At 50.5% G+C, this 23,144-nt stretch carries 27 protein-coding genes; all 27 read left to right on the forward strand.

All coding sequences use genetic code 11. The annotated features are described in order from the left end of the window. Positions 1-13 precede the first annotated feature (13 nt). Positions 14-787 carry a GTP-sensing pleiotropic transcriptional regulator CodY gene (gene codY, locus QMG93_RS15420; protein ID WP_281937897.1) on the forward strand — a complete coding sequence of 258 codons (774 nt, stop codon included), beginning with the start codon at positions 14-16 and terminating at the stop codon, positions 785-787. Between the two features lie 240 nt (positions 788-1,027). Then, positions 1,028-1,429: a flagellar basal body rod protein FlgB gene (gene flgB / locus QMG93_RS15425; protein WP_281937899.1), complete on the forward strand. Its 402-nt coding sequence runs from the start codon at positions 1,028-1,030 to the stop codon at positions 1,427-1,429. Positions 1,430-1,432: 3 nt separating this feature from the next. Next, positions 1,433-1,888 (forward strand): flagellar basal body rod protein FlgC, encoded by a 456-nt coding sequence (gene flgC, locus QMG93_RS15430; RefSeq protein WP_281937901.1) that lies wholly within the window; start codon positions 1,433-1,435, stop codon positions 1,886-1,888. A gap of 22 nt (positions 1,889-1,910) precedes the next feature. After that, positions 1,911-2,213, forward strand: coding sequence for a flagellar hook-basal body complex protein FliE (fliE, locus tag QMG93_RS15435; RefSeq protein ID WP_281937903.1), 303 nt, complete (start codon positions 1,911-1,913; stop codon positions 2,211-2,213). A gap of 44 nt (positions 2,214-2,257) precedes the next feature. Then, on the forward strand, positions 2,258-3,853 hold the full coding sequence (fliF, locus tag QMG93_RS15440; protein ID WP_281937905.1) for a flagellar basal-body MS-ring/collar protein FliF: 1,596 nt from the start codon (positions 2,258-2,260) through the stop codon (positions 3,851-3,853). A 13-nt stretch (positions 3,854-3,866) separates the two neighbouring features. Continuing rightward, complete coding sequence (gene fliG, locus QMG93_RS15445) at positions 3,867-4,883, forward strand: flagellar motor switch protein FliG (protein ID WP_025850755.1); 1,017 nt, start codon at positions 3,867-3,869, stop codon at positions 4,881-4,883. Next, entirely contained in the window at positions 4,876-5,694 is an 819-nt protein-coding gene (locus QMG93_RS15450; protein WP_281937908.1) for a FliH/SctL family protein, read from the forward strand. Before fliG ends, QMG93_RS15450 begins: the two co-directional genes overlap by 8 nt. A 3-nt stretch (positions 5,695-5,697) precedes the next feature. Further along, complete coding sequence (gene fliI / locus QMG93_RS15455) at positions 5,698-7,017, forward strand: flagellar protein export ATPase FliI (protein ID WP_054972334.1); 1,320 nt, start codon at positions 5,698-5,700, stop codon at positions 7,015-7,017. 8 nt (positions 7,018-7,025) lie between these two features. Then, positions 7,026-7,466 carry a flagellar export protein FliJ gene (gene fliJ, locus QMG93_RS15460; RefSeq protein ID WP_281937910.1) on the forward strand — a complete coding sequence of 147 codons (441 nt, stop codon included), beginning with the start codon at positions 7,026-7,028 and terminating at the stop codon, positions 7,464-7,466. A 27-nt stretch (positions 7,467-7,493) separates the two neighbouring features. Further along, entirely contained in the window at positions 7,494-8,417 is a 924-nt protein-coding gene (locus tag QMG93_RS15465; RefSeq protein WP_281937912.1) for a magnesium transporter MgtE N-terminal domain-containing protein, read from the forward strand. Between the two features lie 26 nt (positions 8,418-8,443). Continuing rightward, positions 8,444-9,919: a flagellar hook-length control protein FliK gene (locus tag QMG93_RS15470; RefSeq protein WP_281937914.1), complete on the forward strand. Its 1,476-nt coding sequence runs from the start codon at positions 8,444-8,446 to the stop codon at positions 9,917-9,919. Positions 9,920-9,953: 34 nt separating this feature from the next. After that, entirely contained in the window at positions 9,954-10,403 is a 450-nt protein-coding gene (locus QMG93_RS15475; protein WP_281937916.1) for a flagellar hook capping FlgD N-terminal domain-containing protein, read from the forward strand. After that, positions 10,400-10,777: a TIGR02530 family flagellar biosynthesis protein gene (locus QMG93_RS15480; protein WP_281937918.1), complete on the forward strand. Its 378-nt coding sequence runs from the start codon at positions 10,400-10,402 to the stop codon at positions 10,775-10,777. The genes QMG93_RS15475 and QMG93_RS15480 overlap by 4 nt, the downstream gene beginning before the upstream one ends. Before the next feature lie 175 nt (positions 10,778-10,952). Then, positions 10,953-11,777, forward strand: coding sequence for a flagellar basal body rod protein FlgG (gene flgG, locus QMG93_RS15485; protein ID WP_281937920.1), 825 nt, complete (start codon positions 10,953-10,955; stop codon positions 11,775-11,777). 54 nt (positions 11,778-11,831) lie between these two features. Further along, entirely contained in the window at positions 11,832-12,053 is a 222-nt protein-coding gene (locus tag QMG93_RS15490; protein WP_010491294.1) for a flagellar FlbD family protein, read from the forward strand. Positions 12,054-12,078: 25 nt separating this feature from the next. After that, on the forward strand, positions 12,079-12,534 hold the full coding sequence (locus QMG93_RS15495; RefSeq protein ID WP_281937923.1) for a flagellar basal body-associated FliL family protein: 456 nt from the start codon (positions 12,079-12,081) through the stop codon (positions 12,532-12,534). Between the two features lie 40 nt (positions 12,535-12,574). Beyond that, entirely contained in the window at positions 12,575-13,576 is a 1,002-nt protein-coding gene (gene fliM / locus QMG93_RS15500; RefSeq protein WP_025850745.1) for a flagellar motor switch protein FliM, read from the forward strand. Next, on the forward strand, positions 13,566-14,831 hold the full coding sequence (gene fliY / locus QMG93_RS15505; RefSeq protein WP_281937926.1) for a flagellar motor switch phosphatase FliY: 1,266 nt from the start codon (positions 13,566-13,568) through the stop codon (positions 14,829-14,831). The genes fliM and fliY overlap by 11 nt, the downstream gene beginning before the upstream one ends. Positions 14,832-14,881: 50 nt before the next feature. Then, on the forward strand, positions 14,882-15,244 hold the full coding sequence (locus tag QMG93_RS15510; protein ID WP_010491286.1) for a response regulator: 363 nt from the start codon (positions 14,882-14,884) through the stop codon (positions 15,242-15,244). Between the two features lie 232 nt (positions 15,245-15,476). Continuing rightward, positions 15,477-15,950: a flagellar biosynthetic protein FliO gene (locus QMG93_RS15515; protein WP_281937929.1), complete on the forward strand. Its 474-nt coding sequence runs from the start codon at positions 15,477-15,479 to the stop codon at positions 15,948-15,950. Continuing rightward, positions 15,947-16,711 (forward strand): flagellar type III secretion system pore protein FliP, encoded by a 765-nt coding sequence (gene fliP / locus QMG93_RS15520; RefSeq protein ID WP_281937931.1) that lies wholly within the window; start codon positions 15,947-15,949, stop codon positions 16,709-16,711. The genes QMG93_RS15515 and fliP overlap by 4 nt, the downstream gene beginning before the upstream one ends. Positions 16,712-16,736: 25 nt before the next feature. Continuing rightward, positions 16,737-17,006 (forward strand): flagellar biosynthesis protein FliQ, encoded by a 270-nt coding sequence (gene fliQ / locus QMG93_RS15525; RefSeq protein WP_025850740.1) that lies wholly within the window; start codon positions 16,737-16,739, stop codon positions 17,004-17,006. Positions 17,007-17,018: 12 nt separating this feature from the next. Then, positions 17,019-17,801, forward strand: coding sequence for a flagellar biosynthetic protein FliR (gene fliR, locus QMG93_RS15530; protein WP_281937934.1), 783 nt, complete (start codon positions 17,019-17,021; stop codon positions 17,799-17,801). A gap of 18 nt (positions 17,802-17,819) precedes the next feature. Further along, on the forward strand, positions 17,820-18,911 hold the full coding sequence (flhB, locus tag QMG93_RS15535; protein WP_251602983.1) for a flagellar biosynthesis protein FlhB: 1,092 nt from the start codon (positions 17,820-17,822) through the stop codon (positions 18,909-18,911). 24 nt (positions 18,912-18,935) lie between these two features. Next, positions 18,936-20,969 carry a flagellar biosynthesis protein FlhA gene (flhA, locus tag QMG93_RS15540; protein ID WP_163857854.1) on the forward strand — a complete coding sequence of 678 codons (2,034 nt, stop codon included), beginning with the start codon at positions 18,936-18,938 and terminating at the stop codon, positions 20,967-20,969. Next, positions 20,966-22,264 carry a flagellar biosynthesis protein FlhF gene (gene flhF / locus QMG93_RS15545; RefSeq protein ID WP_281937941.1) on the forward strand — a complete coding sequence of 433 codons (1,299 nt, stop codon included), beginning with the start codon at positions 20,966-20,968 and terminating at the stop codon, positions 22,262-22,264. Before flhA ends, flhF begins: the two co-directional genes overlap by 4 nt. Then, complete coding sequence (locus tag QMG93_RS15550) at positions 22,257-23,126, forward strand: MinD/ParA family protein (RefSeq protein WP_281937943.1); 870 nt, start codon at positions 22,257-22,259, stop codon at positions 23,124-23,126. The genes flhF and QMG93_RS15550 overlap by 8 nt, the downstream gene beginning before the upstream one ends. Positions 23,127-23,144 lie beyond the last annotated feature (18 nt).

Raw genomic sequence — 23,144 nt, forward strand, 5'->3', positions numbered from 1 at the left:
GGAGGCAAGACTAATGACACTTTTGATGAAAACTAGAAGGCTGAATAAACTGCTGCAAAAGGAAGCGGGGAACCCGGTCAGCTTTATGGATATGGCCGCGGTGCTGAGCGATATTTTGCAGGCGGATATATTTGTCGTCAGTCGGAGAGGAAAGGTGCTGGGGAGCGCGTTCACAACGCCTGTATTCGAGGCCGGCGTGAACGAAACGGTGCTGCAGGAAAACCGGTTTCCGTCCGAATACAACCAGCTTTTGCTCAAGGTGGAGGAGACGTCCTCCAACCTGGAGCCAGGCAGCGAATTCGATATCTTTCGACAGATTTCGCATGATACTGGCTTCTACATGACGATTGTTCCGATTATCGGCGGCGGCGAACGATTGGGAACGCTTGTTCTCACGAAGCGTAACGGCATGTTTATCGATGACGATTTGATTTTGGCAGAATACGGGTCAACTGTTGTGGCAATGGAGATTTTGCGCGAAAAAGCGGAGCAGATTGAGATCGAAGCCCGGGGTAAAGCGGTCGTTCAGGTGGCGGTCGGTTCGTTATCCTTCAGCGAGCTGGAAGCGGTCGAACATATATTTGAGCAGCTCGAAGGGTCGGAAGGCCTACTTGTGGCCAGTAAAATCGCGGATCGCGTAGGGATTACCCGTTCGGTGATTGTCAATGCTCTTCGCAAGCTGGAAAGCGCTGGTGTTATTGAAACCCGTTCGCTCGGCATGAAGGGAACATACATTCGTGTTTTGAACGATCAATTGATGGCTGGAATCCAAAGTGTGAAAGCGTAGCCAACATTCTCAAAAAGGTGAAATATTTAACATTTCGGGCTCTATATGCAAATATAGGGCTTTTTTCATATTGTATTCACTTCCAAGATCTCTCAATATAGATGTAGTTCTCGTTTACTACATTTTACGACAAACCGTATTGTATTTTTTTTATGTTTAGATGTCGAAGGAAGGAGGATATTACGTTATCTTGTTGAATAACTAGATTCAGAATCATCCTTGGAAAGTGGGAGTCAACGCATGAATATTTTAAACAAGCCCTCATTTCAAACGCTGGAGCGTGCCCTTGATGCCGCCGCACTTAGGCAAAAAGTGATTGCTGACAATGTGGCAAATGTCGACACGCCCTTTTTCAAACGGTCGGAAGTTCGTTTTGAAGAACTGCTGCAGCAGGAAATGAACGGAGCCGGGATTGAAGGGTATCGGACCGATCCGAGGCATTTTTATATCGGACGTCCAGCAAAGCCGGAGCCACAAATCGTTCGTGACAACCAGTCCATGATTAACAACAACTTGAATAACGTCGATATCGATTACGAAATGGCCCTCATGGCCAAAAACCAGCTTCGATACAACGTAATGGTCCAGCAAGTCAGCGGCGATATCAAAAAAATCAGAACAGCTATCGGCGGGAGAGTGTAACAGATGAGACTTACAAACGGATTTGACATCAGTTCTTCCGCACTAACGGCGCAGCGCTTTCGGATGGACGTCATTTCGTCCAATATCGCCAATGCGGATTCGACAAGAGCGCGAATGGTAAACGGTAAATGGGTTCCGTATTCGCGCAAATTGGTGTCTTTCGAACCAAAACAGCAAAATTTCGCTGATTCGCTTGCCAATGCCATGTCCGGTAAAAATTCGGGAGCCGGTGACGGCGTACGGGTAACTCAAGTGATCGACGATCCTTCTCCTTTTAGGCAGCATTACGACCCGACGCATCCGGATGCGGACGAGAACGGCATGGTACTTTTGCCCAACGTGGACGTTTTAAAAGAAATGGTCGATATGATCTCGGCTACCCGGTCCTACGAAGCCAACGTCACCGCACTGAACGCTTCCAAGGCTTTGATTGGGAAAGCGTTGGAAATCGGGAAATAGTTAACGAAAAGGAGCAATAATTATGATCGAATCCCTGAAATTGCAGCAGCCGCAGCAGATAGCTGGCGCCGTTCAACCTAAAATAACTAGCGCATCTGAAGTTACGGACCAATTCGGGAAATTTTTGAGCGATGCGATCGCCGACCTGAATAACCAGCAGTCCACTTCGGATGTCATGAAGGAACAGTTTGTCAAAGGAGAAATTTCCGACGTGCATCAACTGATGATCGCCTCTGAAAAAGCGTCCTTGGGATTAGAGCTCACGGTTCAAGTGCGGAACAAAGTCATCGAGGCCTATCAAGAAATCATGAGAACGCAAATCTAATCTTCAAACGTACCTGACGAGGGTTCATCAGATGGGGTGAAACAGTGAACGAAAATGTGCTCCAATATTGGAACCGAACGAAACAATATTGGAATCAATTCAGCAAAACGCAAAAGTGGACTGTTATCGCAACTGTGATTTTAGTCATACTGACGGTAGGTATTATTAGTTATAATTTTTCTAAAACCGAGTACGCCTTGGCTTACACGAACTTGCAGCCTAGCGACGCAGCGGCCATCAAAGCTTACTTGGACGGCGCCAAAATCCCGTATCAGCTCAGCGAAGACGGAAAAAGCATCGGCGTTCCGCGCAGTCAAGTCGCCAGCGTCAAGCTTGCCGTCGAATCGCAAGGCTTGAACAAAAACGGCAACGTCGGCTATGGCGCCTTTAGCCAAAGCAGCACCTTCGGCACCACGGACAGAGAATTCGATGTTAAATACGTCAATGCTGTCCAAGGCGAGCTGCAGCAGCTTATCAACTCGAACAATGCGATCGCAAGCTCGAAAGTATTGATCAGCTTGCCACAGGAAAGCTTGTTCTTGCGGAAGGGGGAGCAACCGGAGAAAGCATCGGCCTCCGTCGTGCTTGATATCAAGCCGGGCTATACGCTTGATCAGGCCAAGGTCGATACGATGTATAACTTGGTTTCCCACAGCATCAAAGGGCTGCCGGTCGAGAACATTACGATTTCCGATCAAAACGGCGATCTGCTTGAGTACTCCAAGGCGAACGGCAAAGTGAACGGAGCTTCCAATCTCGCTTTGCAGCAGTTCGAAATCAACAACAAGTTCAGAAACGACGTGCAGCGCAACGTGCAGCAAATGCTCGGCTCCATTCTCGGCCGGGACAAAGTGATCGTAAGTGTGTTCTCTACAATGAACTTCGATCAGACGAGACGCAAAGAGCAGCTAGTGACTGCGCCGAATACGGTAGACCAAACCGGGCTCGATATTTCCATTCAGGAGATCCAAAAGAACTATACGAGCGACGGTGGTGCAGGGACGTCCGGCGTACCGGGAACGGGCGCGACGGATGTGCCGGGATACCCGGGCAGCAGCAACAATGGAAAGACGAATTCCGAAGAGCTGCAAAAAACGGTAAACCGGGAAGTTAACCGTATTACGAACGAAATTGAAATGACGCCCTACATAGTAAAAGATTTAACCATTAACGTCGGCATTGAACCACCCGATCCGCAAAATCCGAACTCGCTTTCGGAAGATACGGTTAAGGAGATCCGGAAAATCCTCGTCAACGTTGTGCGTGCAGGCTTGGCCGATAACAAGCCACAGATAACGGACACAGAGCTTGATAAAAAGGTAACCGTGTTTCCGCACACGTTCGCTAAAACGAACGAAACCCAGGGAACAAGCACGAATTCGATGCTGCTCTACGGTGCACTCGGCGGATTGGCTCTTGCTTTGCTGGGCGGAGGCGCCTACTGGTTTATGCGCAGACGCAAGGCGCAGCAAGAGGAAGAAGAAGAGATTATGGATGAGTCGCCGCGAGTGGAATTCCCGACCATCGATATCGATAACTTGAACAATGAAAATCAAGTGCGCAAGCAGCTGGAACAGCTTGCCAAGAAAAAACCGGAAGAATTTGTTAATCTGCTCCGCACTTGGTTAGTAGACGAATAGAGGTGTGCAACACTTGGCTAAAGTACAGCAACCGGGTTTAACGGGGCGACAAAAAGCCGCAATTCTATTGATTAGTTTGGGTCCGGAAGTGTCCGCTCAAATTTTTAAACATCTGCGTGACGAAGAAATTGAGCAGCTCACTTTGGAAATAGCCAATGTCAGAAAAGTTGACAACGCCGAAAAAGAAGCGATCTTGGCAGAGTTCCATCAAATTTGTTTAGCCCAAGAATTCATATCGCAAGGCGGTATCACTTATGCGAAAGAGATTTTGGAGAAAGCGCTCGGATCTCAAAAAGCATTGGATATCATCAATCGGTTGACGGCGACGCTTCAAGTGAGACCTTTCGATTTTGCCCGGAAAGCCGATCCTGCTCAAATCTTGAACTTTATTCAGAATGAAAATTCACAAACCATTGCTCTGGTTCTCGCGTACCTGCAGCCGGAGCAAGCCTCCATCATCCTGTCCTCGCTCCCTCAGGAGAAGCAGGCGGATGTGGCGAAGCGGGTTGCCTTGATGGACAGCACGTCGCCGGAGGTTATCAGCCAAGTCGAGCGGGTACTTGAGCAGAAGCTTTCCGCCACAGTTACGCAGGACTATACGAATGCCGGCGGGATTTCGGCCGTCGTTCAAATTTTGAACGGCGTCGACCGCGGGACAGAGCGTACGATCCTCGATTCGCTCGAGATTCAGGATCCTGAGCTTGCCGAGGAAATCAAGAAGCGGATGTTCGTATTCGAGGACATCGTCAACATCGACAATCGTTCGATCCAACGCATTATCCGCGACATCGAGAATGCCGACCTCCAATTGGCGCTTAAAGTGGCCAGTGAAGAAGTTCGGGAAGCCATTTTCAAAAACATGTCCAAGCGGATGGCCGAAACGTTCCGGGAAGAAATGGAATATATGGGTCCGGTTCGGCTGCGTGACGTCGAAGAAGCGCAAACACGCATCGTAGCTACGATCAGGCGTTTGGAAGAAGCCGGTGAAATCATCATCGCCCGTGGCGGAGGAGATGATATTATTGTCTAATGTCATCAAATCGTTTCAATATGTAGCTATGGAAGACAGCAAGCTTGTCGAGCCTCCGGTCCCTCCCGTTCTTAAACAAGAACTGCTGCAAGAAGGCGAACTGACGGAGGAACAACAGCTCGAGCTCGACAATCTGATGCAGATGAAGGAGCAAATTCTCCAAGACGCCGAATCGTTTGCCGAAGAACAAGTACGCGCCGCCATGGATGAGGCCGCAGCCATCAGACAGCAGGCCCAAGCCGAGATAGAAGCTTGGTGGGACGAACGCAGACAGCTGGATCAGGAAACGATCGAGCAAGCGATGGACCGAGGCTTCGAGCAAGGCTATCAGGAAGGGCTGGGCAGAGCCGAAGCGGAGCTTCGCCAGCAGTACGACAGCATGCTGCAGGAAGCGTCGCAAATCTTGGAACAATCGTACTTATTAAAGCAACAGATCATTCAAGAGTCCGAACCGTTCTTGATCGAGCTCAGCTGCTCGATTGCAGAGAAAATCGTCGATCGCCAGCTGACGCTGGAATCCGAATGGGTTATCGAACTCATCCAAAAGGTACTGTCGCGGCGAAGAGAAAAGGGAATTATTGCGCTTTGCGTATCGCCTTCTCAGTTCTCCTATATACAAGACGCACGAGAAGAACTTTTGTTGCACTTAGATTCGCAAGCGGAGCTACAAATTATTCCGGATGCTTCGGTACAAGATCGCGGATGCGTTATTCGGTCCTCCTTCGGAAGTATCGACGCTCGCATCGACACGCAGCTGAACGAAATCAAGAATGCGCTTCGGCAAGTGGCGCTGCGAAGCGAGGGATCTTAGATCATGCAGGTGCCATCCGCGCAGAAATACATAGAGCATTTAAGTCAAATCGACCCGGTGCGCGTAAACGGAAAAGTCACTCAGGTCATCGGATTAACGGTCGAATCGGAGGGACCGGATGCGAGCATCGGCGACGTATGCTACATCTATCCGCTCAAATCGAACCAGCCGCTCAAAGCGGAAGTTGTCGGCTTTAAGAACAACAAGGTTATTCTTATGCCGCTCGGCGAGCTTCATGCCATCGGTCCAGGCTGCGATGTGGTCGGTACCGGCAAGCCGCTGACGGTGCAGGTAGGGCATGAGCTACTTGGCAAAGTGCTGGACGGGCTCGGTCAGCCGCTCGACGGAACGTTTTTGCCGTCGCGCATGACCCAATATTCTACTAATAATATACCTAGCAATCCGTTGAAACGGCCACGTGTTTTAGATCCGATCAGCGTTGGCGTACGCTGCATTGACGGTTTGCTGACGATAGGCAAGGGACAGCGCGTCGGTATTTTCGCCGGGTCCGGCGTCGGTAAAAGTACGCTGATGGGAATGGTCGCCCGCAATACGTCAGCCGATGTGAATGTGATTGCGCTTATCGGAGAACGCGGCAGAGAGGTGCTCGATTTTATCGAACGCGATCTTGGTCCCGAAGGGCTGGCACGCTCGGTTGTCATCGTCGCAACGTCGGATCAACCGGCGCTCATTCGGATCAAGGGTGCGCTGATCGCTACGACGATCGCCGAATTTTTTCGCGATCGCGGGATGAACGTGATGCTGATGATGGACTCGGTGACCCGATTTGCCATGGCACAGCGTGAAGTCGGCTTGGCGGTAGGCGAACCTCCTGCAACTCGCGGCTATACGCCTTCCGTATTTGCGACGCTGCCTAAGCTGCTGGAGCGGTCGGGTACAGGGCCTAAGGGCTCCATTACGGCCTTTTACACGGTTCTTGTCGACGGGGATGATATGAATGAGCCAATTGCGGATGCTGTACGGGGAATACTGGATGGTCATATCGTGTTGAACCGTAACATAGCCAACCGCGGGCACTACCCCGCTATCGACGTTCTTGCCAGCGTTAGCCGGGTGATGAAAGAAATTGTTCCTCACGAGCAGCAGCTTGCGGCTGAGAACTTAAAAAGATTGCTATCTGTGTATAAAGATTCGGAGGATCTGATCAATATCGGGGCGTACCAGCGAGGATCAAATTCAGAAATTGATCAATCTCTCGACTCTATACAAGCGATATGGGATTATACGCGACAGCGCGTCACGGAGAAGCTGACATACGCGGAAGCGCAGGAAAGGCTAATTCGAGAATTTTACAGGGGATGAGAAGGAGCATGCGGTTTCGATACGCTTTTCAAAAAATCGTTGATTTGAAGATGAACGAGAAAACGCAGGCGGAATGGATGCTGTCCGAAGCCATCGGTAAAATGCGTGCGGAGGAATCTTCTCTGGCCGAGCTGGAGAAAGCCAAGCACGATATGCAGGAGGAACTGCATAAGTCTTCCAGCCAAGTGACAACTGTATCTAACCTGCTCATGCTGCAAAGTTACGTGAACCATATTGACGGCCGCATTCAGCTCAAGCATCGGGATGTGCAAGCAGCCAAAACGATCGTACAGCTCAAGCAGGATGATTTAACCGGTAAGATGATTGAAGAAAAAGTTTGGACGAAAGCGAAAGAAAGAGCGTTTCAGCATTTTTCCACCGAGGTTTTGAAGAATGAACAAAATCAATTGGACGAAATGGCGACGAATCGTTTTAAACGGCTTTCGTAATTCATGAACATGCGGGGAGGTGAGGAAGTGGCAAACACAGATACGGAGCAGTCCTCCTCTTACGGAGCTATGGAGCGGTTTTTAATATGGTTCCTGATCCCTTTTGTTTTTACAGCTGTACTGCTCGGCGTTCTGTTGACGATTTTCGATTACGATGTAATGAACAACGTCCTTCGGGCAGCCAATAAAATTCCTATCGTAAACAGCATCATCCCGGACCCGAAAACGAAGGAAACGGCAGACAAGCCGGAAACGGCTCAATCTGCTGGGGCCGAGTCGTCCGCTCCGACACAGGATAATGCGAATGCCGGTACGACGGCCAAGCTTCAGGAATTGGAGCAGGCGCTGAAAAAGGCGGAGGCCTCGCTGCAGCAGCGGGATGAGACGATAAAGGAATTGCAGCTCAAGAACAGTACATTGGAAGAAAGCGCAAAAAGCAAGACTTTGAGCGACGAGGAGTATGCGCATCAAATTCAACAGCTTGCTACTATGTATGCGAAGATGTCGCCGAGCAAATCGGCGCCGATTATGGAGAACTTAACCTCCAAAGAATTGGTTCTGGTGCTTGGGATGATGAAGCCGGACGAGCGCGTCAAGGTACTCGAGAAGATGGACCCGAAGAAGGCTGCTGACGCCTCGATTCTGCTGAAAGACCAAACGAACGTAAGAGATACGGAAATTGCAGCCCTGCAGGAACGCTTGAAAGAATTGGCGTCGCAGAGCAAGCAGCCCGCAGACAAGCTGAGCAAAGACGATTTAGGCAGCACATTTTCGAATATGACGCCAAAAAGCGCGGCTACTGTCCTGATGGAAATGCAAAAATCGAATCCCGACAAAGTGATCTCCATCTTGAGCTCTATGGATAGCGGCGGGCGTTCCAGAATTTTGGCGGCTATATCGGATCAGTCCAAAGAAACCGCAGCGCTGATCTCGGCCCGACTGGTTCAATAATTACAATGGAAAGGAGGTGAAAAAAGATGGAAATTTCAACACAAACTCCTGTGGCCGCATCCGCCGGGACATCCGTTGCCGGATCGAACGCTTCCGCCAATACGGGGGGCGCAGCCGGAGGGGCCGGATCCTTCTCGTCGGCTCTAAACGGAATGATGACAGGCGATGCTTCCGGATCGGGGGCTACTACTGCAGGGAACGCCGGTTTGTCGGCACTTGCTCAGCTGATCGCTCCTTTAATTGCTGTACTTCCGCAGACGGCGGATCAAGCACAGGCTCAAACGGCCCAACAAATCGACGGCTTAATTCAACTGCTCGACTCGGCTAAGGGCGAGGATGCGAACGCGCTGATGAACAACCCGGATTTGCAAGCCTGGTTACTGCAGCTTCAAGCGCTGCTGGCAGCACTTCCCTTGAATCAGCCGGAAAGCGATCAGGCGACTGCTCCAACAGGCGAAGGAAACAAACCGGAAGAAAGTGCAGATGCGCTTAATCCGCTGCTGTTTATTCCTTTGACGCCTGCCGTGGATACAACTGCGGAGACGAAGAACGATGAGCTTGGCGCGATACAGCAGCCCAAAGCGCTGACGGCGCAGGAAGCCGCCGCCATTTTGAAGCAGTTAAAAGACCTGGTAGCGGAAGGGAAAGCAGACTCGAAGCTTCAGCAAGCCGTGAAAGAGTTGCCGGCTGTTCTGATGTCGGCTGCATCCAAATTAAGCGAATTGCAAAAGCCTAGCGCCGATCAACGCCGTGTTTCTTCTACTATACAGACTGCAGCGACAGCGGAAGCAGCTCCGTCTTCGGATGCCGGGAAGCTTGTCCAAGTGGTCTCCAGCCCGGTGCAAAAGCTCGAAGCGCTTACAGCCAAGGCAACGATGGTTCAGCTTCATCTAGACCCGCCGAAAGCAGACGAAGGTCCTCTGTTTGAACCGCTGAACGCGGGAATGGCAGACGGAACGGAAGGTCAGCCGATGCCGCTGCACGAGTATATTAAGCAGCAAGGCAATCACGCGCAGATAAAAGCGCCGGTTGTGCAGATGCAGGCAGCGACGTTTTCGGAGGACATGACGCAGTTTGTCGTTCGTTCCATATTTATGGGAACCTCGGCAGACGGGATGACCGAGGCTAAAATTTCGTTGTACCCTCAGCATCTCGGACATGTTGAAGTTAAATTGACCATGCATAACGGACAACTGATTGCCCAGTTCGTAGCGGACAGCTTGGCCGGTAAGGAAATGCTGGAGAGCCAGTTATCGCAGCTGAGAACGACACTGCAAAGCCAGGGCATCCAGGTGGAGAAGCTTGAAGTAAGCCAAAGCCAGAACTACCAGTCCGGCATGTTTCAGGAAGGACGCCAACAGCAGCAGTCCGGACAATCCTCCAAGCAGCAGAAAGCGGCCAGCGGCCGAATTGCCGCGATGGAAGATGAATTGAAGGAAGAAGCGAAGACTTCGAGCACCGCAGGCAGTCTGGGAACCGGATCGATTGACGTTACGGCCTAAGTAAGCTTACACCGATGGAGCAGGGGGTGAAACCGTGCCCGATTCAAATGTCAGCACCAGGAATATATGGCCGTATTACGCCAAAGGAAATATTCAGAACGCCGGCAAAGCTGAGGGAAAAGGGAAATTGGGACAAGACGAATTCCTTAAAATTCTGATGACCCAATTGCAAAACCAGGATCCGACGCAGCCGCTGCAGGATAAAGAATTCATCGCTCAAATGGCTCAATTTACATCTGTGGAGCAATTGACCAAAATGAGCTCGGAAATGAAAATGCTTCGGCAGTCGCTAGGATTTGCATCCAGTTTGATTGGTAAAAAGGTTACCTACACTTACGTTGACAAGAACAACAAATCTATCGTCAAAACCGGAACTGTGGAGTCCATCCTTATGAAGAAGGACGAGCAGTACGCAAAAATTAACGGCGACGAAGTGAAGATGGATCAGATCAGCCAGATTTCCAATCCGGAGGTAACTCCATGACGGATCGAATAACGGTTGGTCGCCTGTTTCCGAATGCCGTATCGCCGCAGCCTGTACGACGAACGGACCCGGAACCGAGGGTTCAGACAAGCTCGTTCGATGCGATGCTGCAAAATCAACTTGTGCGTTTTAGTCATCACGCGGAAGAGCGTTTGCGGCAGCGGGGCATACAGCTTGGGCCCGAGCAGCTTGTCAAGCTCAACACCGCGATTGACAAAGCCGCGAGCAAAGGGGCAAAGGACTCGTTGATGCTGATCAACGATACCGCTCTGATCGTCAACATCAAGAACCGCACGGTAGTTACAGCCATGGACGGAGCATCGATGAAGGACAACGTATTTACCCAGATCGACTCAGCCATGATTATTTCGTAGCGATAGGCCGGCCCGAATTTCGGAGGCCGAGGTTGTGGACCGACTGAAACAACCGAAGAACGAATGTGCTTTAACTTGCTGTAACTGGCCCCATTCGAAAGCCCAATTACACATCATCATTGACAACTGTTTTCATCCATCGATGTGCAGTTGCAATATGGGAGGATAACTATCGATGTTAAGATCGCTTTATTCCGGCGTTTCGGGTATGAGAGGCTTTCAAACGAAGCTTGACGTCATCGGCAACAACATTGCAAACGTGAATACGTACGGCTTCAAAGCCGGGCGTGTAGCGTTCAAAGACATCATGAGCCAAAAGATTTCAGGTGTAACGGCACCGACGGATACAGTGGGCGGCGTTAATGCCAAACAAATCGGACTTGGCGTGACGGTTGGCGCTATCGATACTCTTCACACACCGGGCAGCGCTCAGACGACGAATAAAATAACGGATTTGCGTATTGACGGAGACGGCTTCTTCCTTATATCTCCAACTTCAGATGTAAACGGGCAGCCGCTCCTGACACGTGCCGGCAATTTTGATCTGGATGCCCAACGGCGTCTCGTTACGGCGGACGGTATGTTCGTTCTGAATACTGGCGGTACAGGTGTGCAGTTGGACGAAGCCGTTACTGCATTCTCGATTTCGCAGTCCGGCGAAATTATCGCCATCGGAGCTGACGGAGCTGCAACGCCGACCAATCAATTCATCGCCGTTGCCAAGGTAACAAATCCGGGCGGGTTGGAGAAAATTGGAGGAAACTTGTACCGGACGACGCCAAACTCGAACACGGAACCAATCGACCTGAATGGGTCCACGGCAAACAACCCAGCAACGGGAACCGGCGCAATCATCTCCGGTCAGCTTGAAATGTCCAACGTGGATTTAACGTCCGAGTTTACGGAAATGATCGTCGCTCAGCGCGGATTCCAGTCCAACTCGAGAATTATTACTACATCCGACGAAGTGCTTCAAGAAGTCGTCAATCTGAAACGATAGTTTGCTTCAAGGGGGAGTAACTCTCCCCCGACTTTATCCTTTCGGAGGTAACCGATGGTCCGCCTGACACGGCTTAATGGGAAAGCAATCGTTCTGAACGCGCTTTTGATCGAATCAATTGAAGAAACGCCGGACACGATGATCACGCTGGTGACCGGTAAAAAAATCATGGTGCTCGAGCCGGTGACGGAAGTAATGGACACCGTACACCGCTTTTTGCAAACCGTAGGTCTTGTCGGCGGTACGGTTAAGAGCCTGAATTCGGAGGGGTCGTAAGTTGTTTAAAAGCAGAATTTTCATAATGGTTGTTGCTATTCTTATTGCGATTACATTGATATTGACGGCTGCGTTCGTCCTGTGGAACTATATGGATAAAGCCAATCAGAACCCTCAAGAGCAGGCGCAAAGTTCTGCCCGCGACGTAAAACAAGCCAAAAAGCTGACCCCGGATGAGGTCAAGCAAAATACAGTCATCATGAAAGACGTGCTTACCAATTTGGCCGGGGGCAATGGCAAATTCATTAAATTGAGCTTTGCCTTTGAACTGGAAAATAAGAAGGCCAAGGAAGAGTTTGAGAAGTTGGACAGCCAAATGAAGGCCATTGTCATTCAAACGCTATCCGATATGACACCGGAGCAAGTATCGGGGAGCAAAGGCTTCGACAATCTCACTTCCGCCCTTATGAATAAAATGAACTCGCTTCTCCAATCGGGAAAAATGAATCAAATCTTGATTACGGATTTCGTACTCCAATAACTACATAGCATGATGCAGCAGTTCAAAGGAGGTGACGCTAATGGTTGATGTTCTTTCACAGAATGAGATTGACGCCCTGCTAGCGGCGCTTTCTTCAGGGGAAATGGATGCAGAGGAGCTTAAAAAGGAAGAGACGCAGAAAAAAATACGGGTGTACGATTTTAAACGTGCCGTGCGTTTCTCCAAGGATCATATCCGAAGCTTAACCCGAATTCATGAAAACTTTGCCCGATATTTGACGACATATTTTTCCGCTCAGCTTAGAACCTTTGTCCAGATTAACGTAGTGCAGGTCGAGCAGCTGCCTTATGACGAATTCATCCGGTCCATTCCGAAGATGACGATTCTGAACATTTTCGAAGCGGAGCCGCTGGAAGGCCGCATGGTGCTTGAAGTTCACCCGAACGTAGCCTTTGCGATGCTGGACCGGCTGTTAGGCGGAGCGGGGACATCGCCAACGAAAATCAATGCGTTGACCGAGATCGAGACCATTGTCATCGAACGGATTTTCAGCCGGGCCTTCGACAGTTTGCAGGAAGCTTGGAAGACGGTTATCGATTTGTCTCCGCGGCTGGAAGCGCTCGAAACGAATCCGCAGTTTATGCAGATCGTATCGCCTAACGAAACGATCGCGCTGATCTCGCTCAGCACCAAAATCGGCGACACGACCGGGATGATCAACCTGTGTATTCCGCATGTGGTCATTGAACCGATTATGCCGAGACTGTCGGTGCACCATTGGTTCGTTTCCCAGAAAAAAACAAGCGCGCCGGAGGAGCTGACGGCTCTGCAGTCCAGGCTGCATAAAGCGAAACTGCCGATTATCGCGGAACTGGGTTCTTCCCAAATTTCCGTGAGGGAGTTTTTGAACCTCAACGCTGGGGATGTCATCACGCTAGGCAAATCCGTGAACGAGCCGTTGGACATTCGCATAGGGGAGAAGTTGAAGTTTTACGGCAGTCCCGGAACGACGCGAGGCAAGCTGGCTGTCCAAATCAGCGAGATTGTCCAAGAAGAAGGAGTGGAAGAGAATGACGAATAACAAGGATTATTTGTCTCAAGAAGAGATCGATGCGCTATTGAGACAATCGGGCGATGGCGAATCCTCCGCTATTTCCGAGTTTGTTCCTCAAGTGGAAGATTATTTGTCTTCTTTGGAGCAAGATGCGCTTGGCGAAATCGGAAACATTACATTCGGAAGCGCGGCCACTGCACTTTCCACCCTGCTTGGGAAAAAGGTGGATATTACGACGCCGAAAGTATCCATCATCGCTCATTCTGAACTCGCCGACGAGTTTCCGAAGCCGCACGTGGCTGTCCATGTGAACTACGTCGACGGCTTTCACGGGATCAATCTTTTGGTTATCAAAACCCGGGATGCCCAGGTTATCGCCGATTTGATGATGGGCGGAGACGGAACGGGACAAACGGCAGAGCTCAGCGAAATTCACATCAGCGCGGTTCAGGAAGCGATGAACCAAATGATGGGTTCGTCCGCTACATCGATGTCGACGATCTTCAACCGGTTTGTCAATATTTCGCCGCCGGGAATCGACATATTAAATTTAGCGTCAGGGGAAGGAACTGCCTCCCTGCCTCAAGAAGATGTATTTATCAAAATCTCTTTCCGACTGACGATCGGCGACCTGATTGATTCGACAATCATGCAGCTGCTGCCGGTCCCTTTCGCCAGAGAGATGGTGTCTACTTTAATGGGAGGTGGAGACGCAATAGAGGAACCTGCACCGGCGCCTGCGCAATCCGTGCCCGTTTCCCAACCGGTACCGGAGCAGCCGGCCCATGCCGCGCCAAGCGCTTACGGACAAGATCCTTATTCGCAGCCTCCGGCAGGGCATCAAGCGCCGCCGCAGCACGGTTATCAGCAGCCGCCGGCGTACCAGCCGCCGATGACTCCGCCTGCAGCGCAAGCTTATCCGCCGCAGCCGGCCAATTACGGTGTTCCGACGGCTCGGGGAGTGAACGTCCAGCCGGCTCAATTCGCCAATTTCAGTCATCCGCAGCTGTCTCCTGCAGAAGATACGAACTTGAATCTGCTGCTGGATATCCCGCTTAAGGTGACCGTCGAACTGGGTCGTACGCATAAGGTCATTAAGGACATTCTTGAATTGTCTCAAGGATCGATCATCGAACTGGACAAGCTGGCCGGGGAACCTGTCGATATTTTAGTCAATAACAAATTGATCGCTAAAGGCGAAGTCGTCGTCATTGACGAAAACTTCGGTGTCCGCGTGACGGATATTGTGAATCAATGGGATCGGATTCAAAAACTACAATAATAATCAACCAACAAGATTACTTAAGCATCCTATAGGAGGAATGGTTACCCATGGCAAACCGCATTTTGATTGTAGACGACGCAGCATTTATGAGAATGATGATTCGCGATATTTTAACGAAAAACGGCTATGAAGTTGTTGGAGAAGCAAACGACGGCGCACAAGCGATTGAAAAATTTAAAGAGCTCCGCCCCGATCTGGTTACGATGGACATCACGATGCCGGAAATGGACGGTATCCATGCGCTTAAAGAAATCAAGAAGCTTGATGGAAATGCCAAGGTCATTATGTGCTCCGCTATGGGGCAGCAGGCTATGGTTATCGATGCGATCCAGGCAGGCGCCAAAGATTTCATCGTGAAGCCGTTTCAGGCGGACCGTGTTATTGAAGCGATTAAGAAAACCTTGGGATAATTTCAACCAAGGGTTAAACGATGGGTCTTGCGCAAATTGAAAGGAAAGTGAAATGTTGAGAAGACTCATAGCCAAGTTATCATCCGGTGTTGCCATGGTTTGGATGCAAACAGCAGTATGGCCTGCTGCTGTTTGTTTTGCGGAATCGGAAAACCCGGCCCCCTCTGGGGCGGGAATGCTGGGAACACCGGATCGGCTTGTAACGGAAGGTAGTTCAGGGGGCACGTTCTGGATGATCTTCCAAGTCCTTTTTTTTCTACTACTTATTATCGGAATTTTTCTGGTCATCGTGAAGATGATTTCGCAGAAAAATAAATTTTTATCCGGGCGGTCGATACGTTCTTTGGGCGGATTGCCGCTCGGACAAAATAAATCGATTCAAGTAGTCGAAATTGGCCGTTCGCTTTATATCGTCGGAGTAGGGGAGAACATTCAACTGCTCGAAAAGATCGAAGATGAAACCGAAGTCGCTTTGATTACGGAACTGATGTCTTCCGGTCCGGCGTTTGCAGGCCCGACCTTCGATTCCATCGGAGGCTGGCTCAAAAAGCTTCGCAACAAGCCGGCAGTCGAAGAAGATATGGAAGTGACAGCCTCGTTCCAAGAGGTGTTTCACACGAAAATCCAGCATATGTCGGATCAGAAGAAACATATGGAGCAGCTGCTCAAGCAAGACACTAATTCAGATCGGTTGAATGATAAATGATGAAATTCAATAAAAGGCTCATTTTCCTGCTGATTCTTCTTGTTCTGTGCGGTTCGCTCGCAAGCCCTGCCTATGCGGCCGATCCGATTCCCGGAATCAACATCGATATCGGAACATCCGACAATCCGCAGGGGGCCTCGAGCGCCATTACCATCGTGCTGCTGATTACCATACTCAGCATCGCTCCGGCCATTCTGATCATGATGACCAGCTTTACCCGAATCGTTATCGTGCTCGGCTTTGTCCGGACGTCGCTCGGTACGCAGCAAATGCCGCCGAACCAAATGCTGATCGGTCTTGCGTTATTTCTGACCTTTTTCATCATGGCGCCAACGCTTGGAGACATCAACCAAACGGCTGTGCAGCCTTATCTTAAAGGCGAGCTGACCCAGACGGCAGCGCTGGAGAAAGCATCCGTTTCAATCAAGAAGTTCATGTTTCAGCATACGCGGGAGAAAGACTTGAAGCTGTTCCTGGATTACACCAAGGCGCCACGGCCTAGCGGAGTGGAAGATACGCCGCTTACGTCGCTTGTACCCGCTTATGCGATTAGCGAGTTAAAGACGGCGTTTCAGATGGGCTTTATGATCTTCATTCCGTTTTTGGTCATTGATATGGTTATTGCCAGTACGCTGATGGCGATGGGGATGATGATGCTGCCGCCGGTAATGATTTCGTTGCCGTTCAAAATCTTGCTGTTCATTCTTGTGGACGGTTGGTATCTCGTCGTTCGTTCGCTTCTGCTCAGTTACAATACATAGACGGACCAGCCGGGAGGAGAGCGCATTGAGCTCGGAATTTGTAATCAGATTAGCCGGAGAAGCGGTATACACCACGCTTAAAGCCAGCGCTCCGATGATGGTGCTGGCGCTGGCAGTCGGCTTGATCATCAGTGTATTTCAAGCGACAACGCAAATCCAGGAGCAGACCCTTGCCTTTGTTCCGAAAATCGTCGTTGTGCTGCTTGCGATACTTATATTCGGTCCTTGGATACTGACGACACTCGTTGATTTTACCTATAATCTGTTGAATAACCTGTATAAATACGTGGGATAGGTTGTGGGTGAAATGGAGTGGGTTTTGCAGTATCTTCCCGGATTTTTGTTGTTTTTTTGTCGGATTTCTTCGTTTTTTGTCATAGCACCCGTATTTGCGGCTCGTAATGTGCCGATGCAGCTGAAGGTAGGGCTATCGTTTTTCGTTGCTTTCATTACGTTCTTCAGTATCGGGTTGACGACGCCGGTGGCTATGGATTCGCTGTATATTCTTTCCGTTTTCCGGGAAGTGTTTGTGGGACTAAGCCTCGGGTTTATAGCGTATATGTTCTTTCAGGTCGTTCAGATCTCGGGTGCGTTCATCGACCTTCAAATGGGGTTCGGTATAGCGAACGTAATCGATCCGCTGACAGGAGCGCAAAGTCCGATTTTGGGTAACCTGAAGTACATGATCGCCATGCTGTTGTTTTTAAGCTTCAACGGTCATCATTACTTGCTCGAAGGAATTATGCGAAGCTACGAATGGATTCCTTTGAATAACGAGTTGTTTGTAAAAAATTATAACGGTCAGCTTTCGGACTTTGTGCTGAAGACGTTCTCTCAAGTATTCGCGATTAGCTTTCAAATGGCGGCGCCGCTTGTCGTCGCGATGTTTCTGACCGATGTCGGTCTTGGGCTTCTCGCTCGGGTAGCCCCGCAGTTCAACATTTTCGTCATCGGGATACCGGTGAAGATTATCGTTGGTTTTATTCTGCTGCTTCTCTTGTTTCCAGGATACGAATTGATCTACAAAGAGAAATTCTCAACTATGCTGGAAACGATGGCCAAGTTTTTCGGATTGTTCGCTGGCAGTTAGCGCGTGAGGAGGCAGGCCGTGGCTGCATTACGTTTAAAGCTGGATTTGCAATTGTTCTCGGGAGAGAAAACGGAAGCGGCGACGCCTAAGAAAAAACAAGAAGCCCGCAAAAAAGGGCAAGTGGCCAAAAGCATGGAAGTGCCGGCCGCCTTCATCTTGTTTTTCTCCTTCTTATCGTTTTTCTTGTTCGGAGGCTACATGAAAGAGCGACTCGTCGGTTTGTTTCGCTCGATTTTCATCGACTTTCTCAATATGAATGTCACCATGGACAACAGTATGGTCTTATTCGAAAAGATCGCCACACAAATGTTTTTAATTCTCGGTCCGATTTTTTTAATCTCGATGGTCATCGGCGTTGTCGGAAATTATGTGCAGATCGGTTTTTTGTTTACAGGCGAACCGCTCATGATGAAGTTCAGCAAAATTAACCCTCTCGAAGGGGCAAAGCGGCTGTTCTCCATGCGGGCTATCGTCGATTTTCTCAAATCGGTGCTCAAGATGACGGTCATCGGTGTGGTTGTTTATTCGACCCTAATGGCGGAAAAGGACAACATCTTGCAGCTTGCCCGGCTGCCACTGGAAGAAATTATCGCTTTCACCGCTTCCTTGACACTGCAGCTTGGGATTAAAATCGGATTGATCTTGATCGTCATGGCAATTTTGGATTACATATATCAGCGTTACGAGCATGAGAAGAGCTTGCGGATGTCCAAGCAGGATATTAAAGACGAATATAAGAAAACGGAAGGGGATCCGCTGATTAAAGGTAAAATCCGCGAGAAGCAGCGCCGTATGGCACTGCAGCGGATGATGCAGGACGTTCCTAAAGCGGACGTCGTCATCACGAACCCGACGCACTTTGCCGTCGCGCTTCAATACGATGCCTCCAAGATGCAGGCGCCTACCGTTATCGCCAAGGGGACCGATTACATCGCCTTGAAGATAAGGCAGATTGCCAAGGATAACGGCATCATAACGATGGAAAACAAACCGCTCGCCCGCGCGTTATACGCGCAGGTTGAGATCGGAGAATCGATACCGGCCGATATGTTTCAGGCCGTAGCCGAGGTGCTGGCATACGTATACAAAGTTAAAGGAAAAGCGAACTAATCCCGGAAAGGAGGACACCCTGCAATGAAAGCAAAAGACCTGGTCGTGCTGATCGGCGTGATCGGCATCGTTCTGATGATGGTCGTCCCGCTGCCGATATGGTTGCTGGATGTCCTGCTGATTATTAACATATCGGCTGCTCTCATGATCATTTTGATCGGCATGAACACACAGGATGCGCTTCAGTTCTCCATCTTTCCGTCGCTCCTGCTCATCACCACCTTGTTCCGGCTTGCGCTGAACGTATCGACAACCAGAAACATTTTGGCCCATGGGGACGCGGGCAACGTGGTCAGCACCTTCGGATCGTTCGTTGCCCAAGGCAACATTGTCGTCGGCTTTGTGGTCTTTATCATTTTGGTGCTGGTGCAGTTTATCGTCATTACCAAAGGCTCGGAGCGGGTTGCCGAGGTAGCCGCACGGTTTACGCTCGACGCGATGCCGGGGAAACAAATGAGTATCGACGCGGATTTGAACGCAGGGCTGATCAACGAACAGCAGGCCAGAGAACGACGCGAGAAAATCTCACGCGAGGCCGACTTTTACGGCGCTATGGACGGTGCGAGCAAATTCGTCAAAGGGGATGCGATCGCCGGCATTATCATGCTGCTGATCAATATCATCGGCGGCTTGATTATTGGAATGGCGATGAAAGGGATGTCGCTTAAGGATGCGGGATCGCTGTATTCGATCCTGACGATCGGGGACGGTCTCGTCAGCCAAATTCCGGCGCTGCTGATCTCTACGGCAGCGGGGATTATCGTGACGAGGGCGGCATCCGAAGGAAACTTGGCGCACGACTTGACATCGCAAATCTTTTCTTATCCGAAGCTGCTTTATATTGTAGCGGGAACGATTACGGCGCTGGGCATTTTCACGCCGATCCATCTGATCACTACATTGCCGATCGCTGCCGTGCTGGCATTCGCAGCTTACAAGATGCAGCAGACCATGAACCGCAAGCAAGCTGCTGAAGTCCAGCTTGAGGAGGAACAGCAAATCGAAGAAGTACGAAGCCCCGAAAGTGTCATCGGCTTGCTGCAGGTCGATCCGATCGAGTTCGAGTTCGGATACGGACTTATCCCGCTGGCGGATACGCAGCAGGGCGGCGACCTGCTCGATCGCGTCATTCTCATTCGCAGACAGTGCGCGCTCGAGCTCGGAATCGTCGTACCGGTAATCCGGATTCGCGATAACATTCAACTGCGCCCGAACGAATATGTCATTAAGATTAAAGGCAATACGGTCGCGCGCGGCGATTTGTTACTCGGCCACTACTTGGCAATGAGTCCGGGAATCGACGACGATTCGATTACAGGGATCGATACGCTGGAGCCGGCTTTCGGGCTGCCGGCGCTATGGATTGACGAACAGACCAAGGAACGGGCCGAGCTTTCCGGCTACACGGTCGTCGATCCGCCATCCGTTGTCGCGACGCATTTGACGGAAATTATTAAGAAGCATGCTCACGAGCTGCTGGGCCGCCAAGAAACGAAGGCGCTTATCGAGAATGTCAAGGAGCATCACCCGGCACTGGTCGACGATTTAATCCCGAACGTACTGTCGATCGGCGACGTGCAAAAAGTGCTGGTCAAGCTGCTTCGCGAAAAAATATCCGTCCGCGATCTCGTCACCATTCTGGAGACGCTTGCCGATTACGGCACATATACGAAGGATCCGGAAGTGCTGACGGAATATGTCCGGCAGGGCTTGTCCAGACAAATTACGCAGCAGTACACGACCGGCGGCGAATCGCTGAAAGTCATTACCGTAGGGCCGACGCTCGAGAAAAAAATTGCGGAATCGGTACAGCAATCGGATCAGGGCAGCTACCTCGCGCTCGATCCGACGTCCAGCCAAGTGATCTATCAGAAGGTTACCGATCAAGTCACCAAGCTGCTTCAAGCAGGACAGCAGCCGATCGTTCTTACCTCGCCCACCATTCGCATGTACTTAAGGCAGCTGCTCGAACGCACCATGCAGGACATTCCGGTTTTATCTTACAGCGAGCTTGAACCGAGCGTTGAAATTCAGAGCATGGGGGTTGTCAATCTATGAGAGTGAAGCGATATGTCGTAGACTCCATGCCGGATGCCCTGCAAAAAATTCGCACGGACCTCGGGAAAGACGCTGTCATCATCAATACGAAAGAAATTCGTTCCGGCGGATTTCTCGGCATGTTTTCGAAGAAAAAGATCGAAGTGATCGCTGCCACGGATTCCGCAGCCGGAAGCGGACAGCCGGCTTCCGGCAAGTCGGCGACCGCTACGTTAGCGAAGCCGGTCGCCCCGGCGGCGACTTCGCTTGTGGGTAGTCCGACAGCGGCTACAGCTTACGGGATGCAGCGTGACCGGGAGCGGGAAGCGCAGCCGGCGCTGTCGTTTCCCGAAGTGCCGGACGTGCTCCCGGCAAGCCCGCCTCCTCAGGCCGCACCTGTTAGGGCACAGCCGGCATCCGTCAGCAGCAGAGCCAAGGAAGATACGCTGCTTGAAGAGATCAAGCAAATGAAAGAAATGATGCAGAAGCTTTCTTCACAGCGTATGCCGGAGGCAGCCCAAGATCCGGTTTTAGTGGAACTGGAGTGCCGGCTGCTCGATCAGGAGATCGACTCGCAGATGGTTCAGGAGCTTCTGGCCCGGGTAGCGGAGGAAGCCGAAGCCGAGGACGTTCCGATCACGGAACAATTCGCAGTCCATTCGCTCCGGATGCAGCTCCAAACGCTGCTTCAGTCTCAGGGCGGCAAAGGGATCGCTTCCGATACCCGAATCGCTCATTTTGTCGGGCCTACGGGCGTCGGTAAAACGACGACGATTGCCAAGCTGGCTGCCGAACAAGTGCTGAAGCATCGCCGCAAGGTCGGGTTCATCACCTCGGATACGTATCGCATCGCCGCGGTGGAGCAGCTCAAGACGTATGCTACCATTTTGAACGTGCCGCTTGAGGTTGTCTTTTCTCCGCTGGATTTGAACAAGGCACTCGAGAATTTGAAAGACTGCGATCTTATTTTTATGGATACGGCCGGTCGGAACTTCCGCAACGAAATGTACGTTTCGGAGCTGAACGCGCTGCTTCAATCCGGAGGGAAGAGCGAAACGTTTCTGGTGCTCAGCTTAACGACCAAATATAAAGATATGAAGGCCATTACGCACAACTTCAGCAAGTTCAAATTAGATAAAGTATTGTTCACGAAAAAGGACGAGACCGATTCGTACGGCGCCGTCGTTAACCTGATCCGCGATTTTGGATTGCATACTTCTTATATCGCCAACGGACAGAGCGTTCCCGACGATATCGAGGAGTTGAACGAGAGGCAGCTGATCGATTGGATTCTGGAGGATAACACCCATGAATGATCAGGCACAAGAGCTTCGGAATCTGATCAGGCATCGAGCCAACTCCGCAGAAAAGCCGACACGCATTCTCGCCGTTACAAGCGGTAAGGGCGGGGTCGGCAAATCGAACTTTACACTTAATTTTGCTCTTGCACTTCAAAAAAAAGGGCTCAAGGTACTCGTTTTCGACGCCGATATCGGTTTGGCCAATATCGACGTGCTCATGGGCATTACGCCGAAGTACAATTTGTATCATTTGTTGAAAAAGGAAAAGACGATTTGGGACATCATTCATAAAGGCTATAACGATTTGCAATTTATCGCAGGAGGCTCGGGTTTTAACGACTTGATCCGGCTGTCCGAGGAACAATTGGATTATTTTCAAGAGCAAATCGGCCAGCTGAACGGACATGCGGACTTTATCATTTTCGATACGGGGGCCGGGTTGTCGAAAGAAACGCTCAAGTTTATCGTCGCCGCACAAGAAACGATCGTGGTGACGACGCCGGAGCCGACCTCGATTACCGATGCGTACGCCATTATCAAAATGGTAAGCGCGATGGATTACGACATTCGCTTCCGGCTGGTCGTCAATCGGGTGACCGATTGGAGGGAAGGCAGGCAAACCGCCGAAAAGATCAGTATGGTCGCCAAGCAATTTTTGAATCTGGACATTCCAACCATCGGCTACGTGCTTGATGATGCTGCGGTATCCAAAGCCGTAAAAAAGCAGGTGCCTTTTACCGTAGCTTTTCCGTCGAGCGGCGCATCCAAATCGATCTATGATTTGACCGATGATTTTATTGCGAACCAAAAGCCGGCGGACATGAGCTCGGGGGCGGTCAAAGGCTTCTTGAACCGAATGATTAAGCTGCTTAAATAAAAGAGAACGTCCTCCGAC

The organism is Paenibacillus tyrphae (genome assembly GCF_027925525.1).
Taxonomy (GTDB): Bacteria; Bacillota; Bacilli; order Paenibacillales; family NBRC-103111; genus Paenibacillus_G; species Paenibacillus_G tyrfis_B.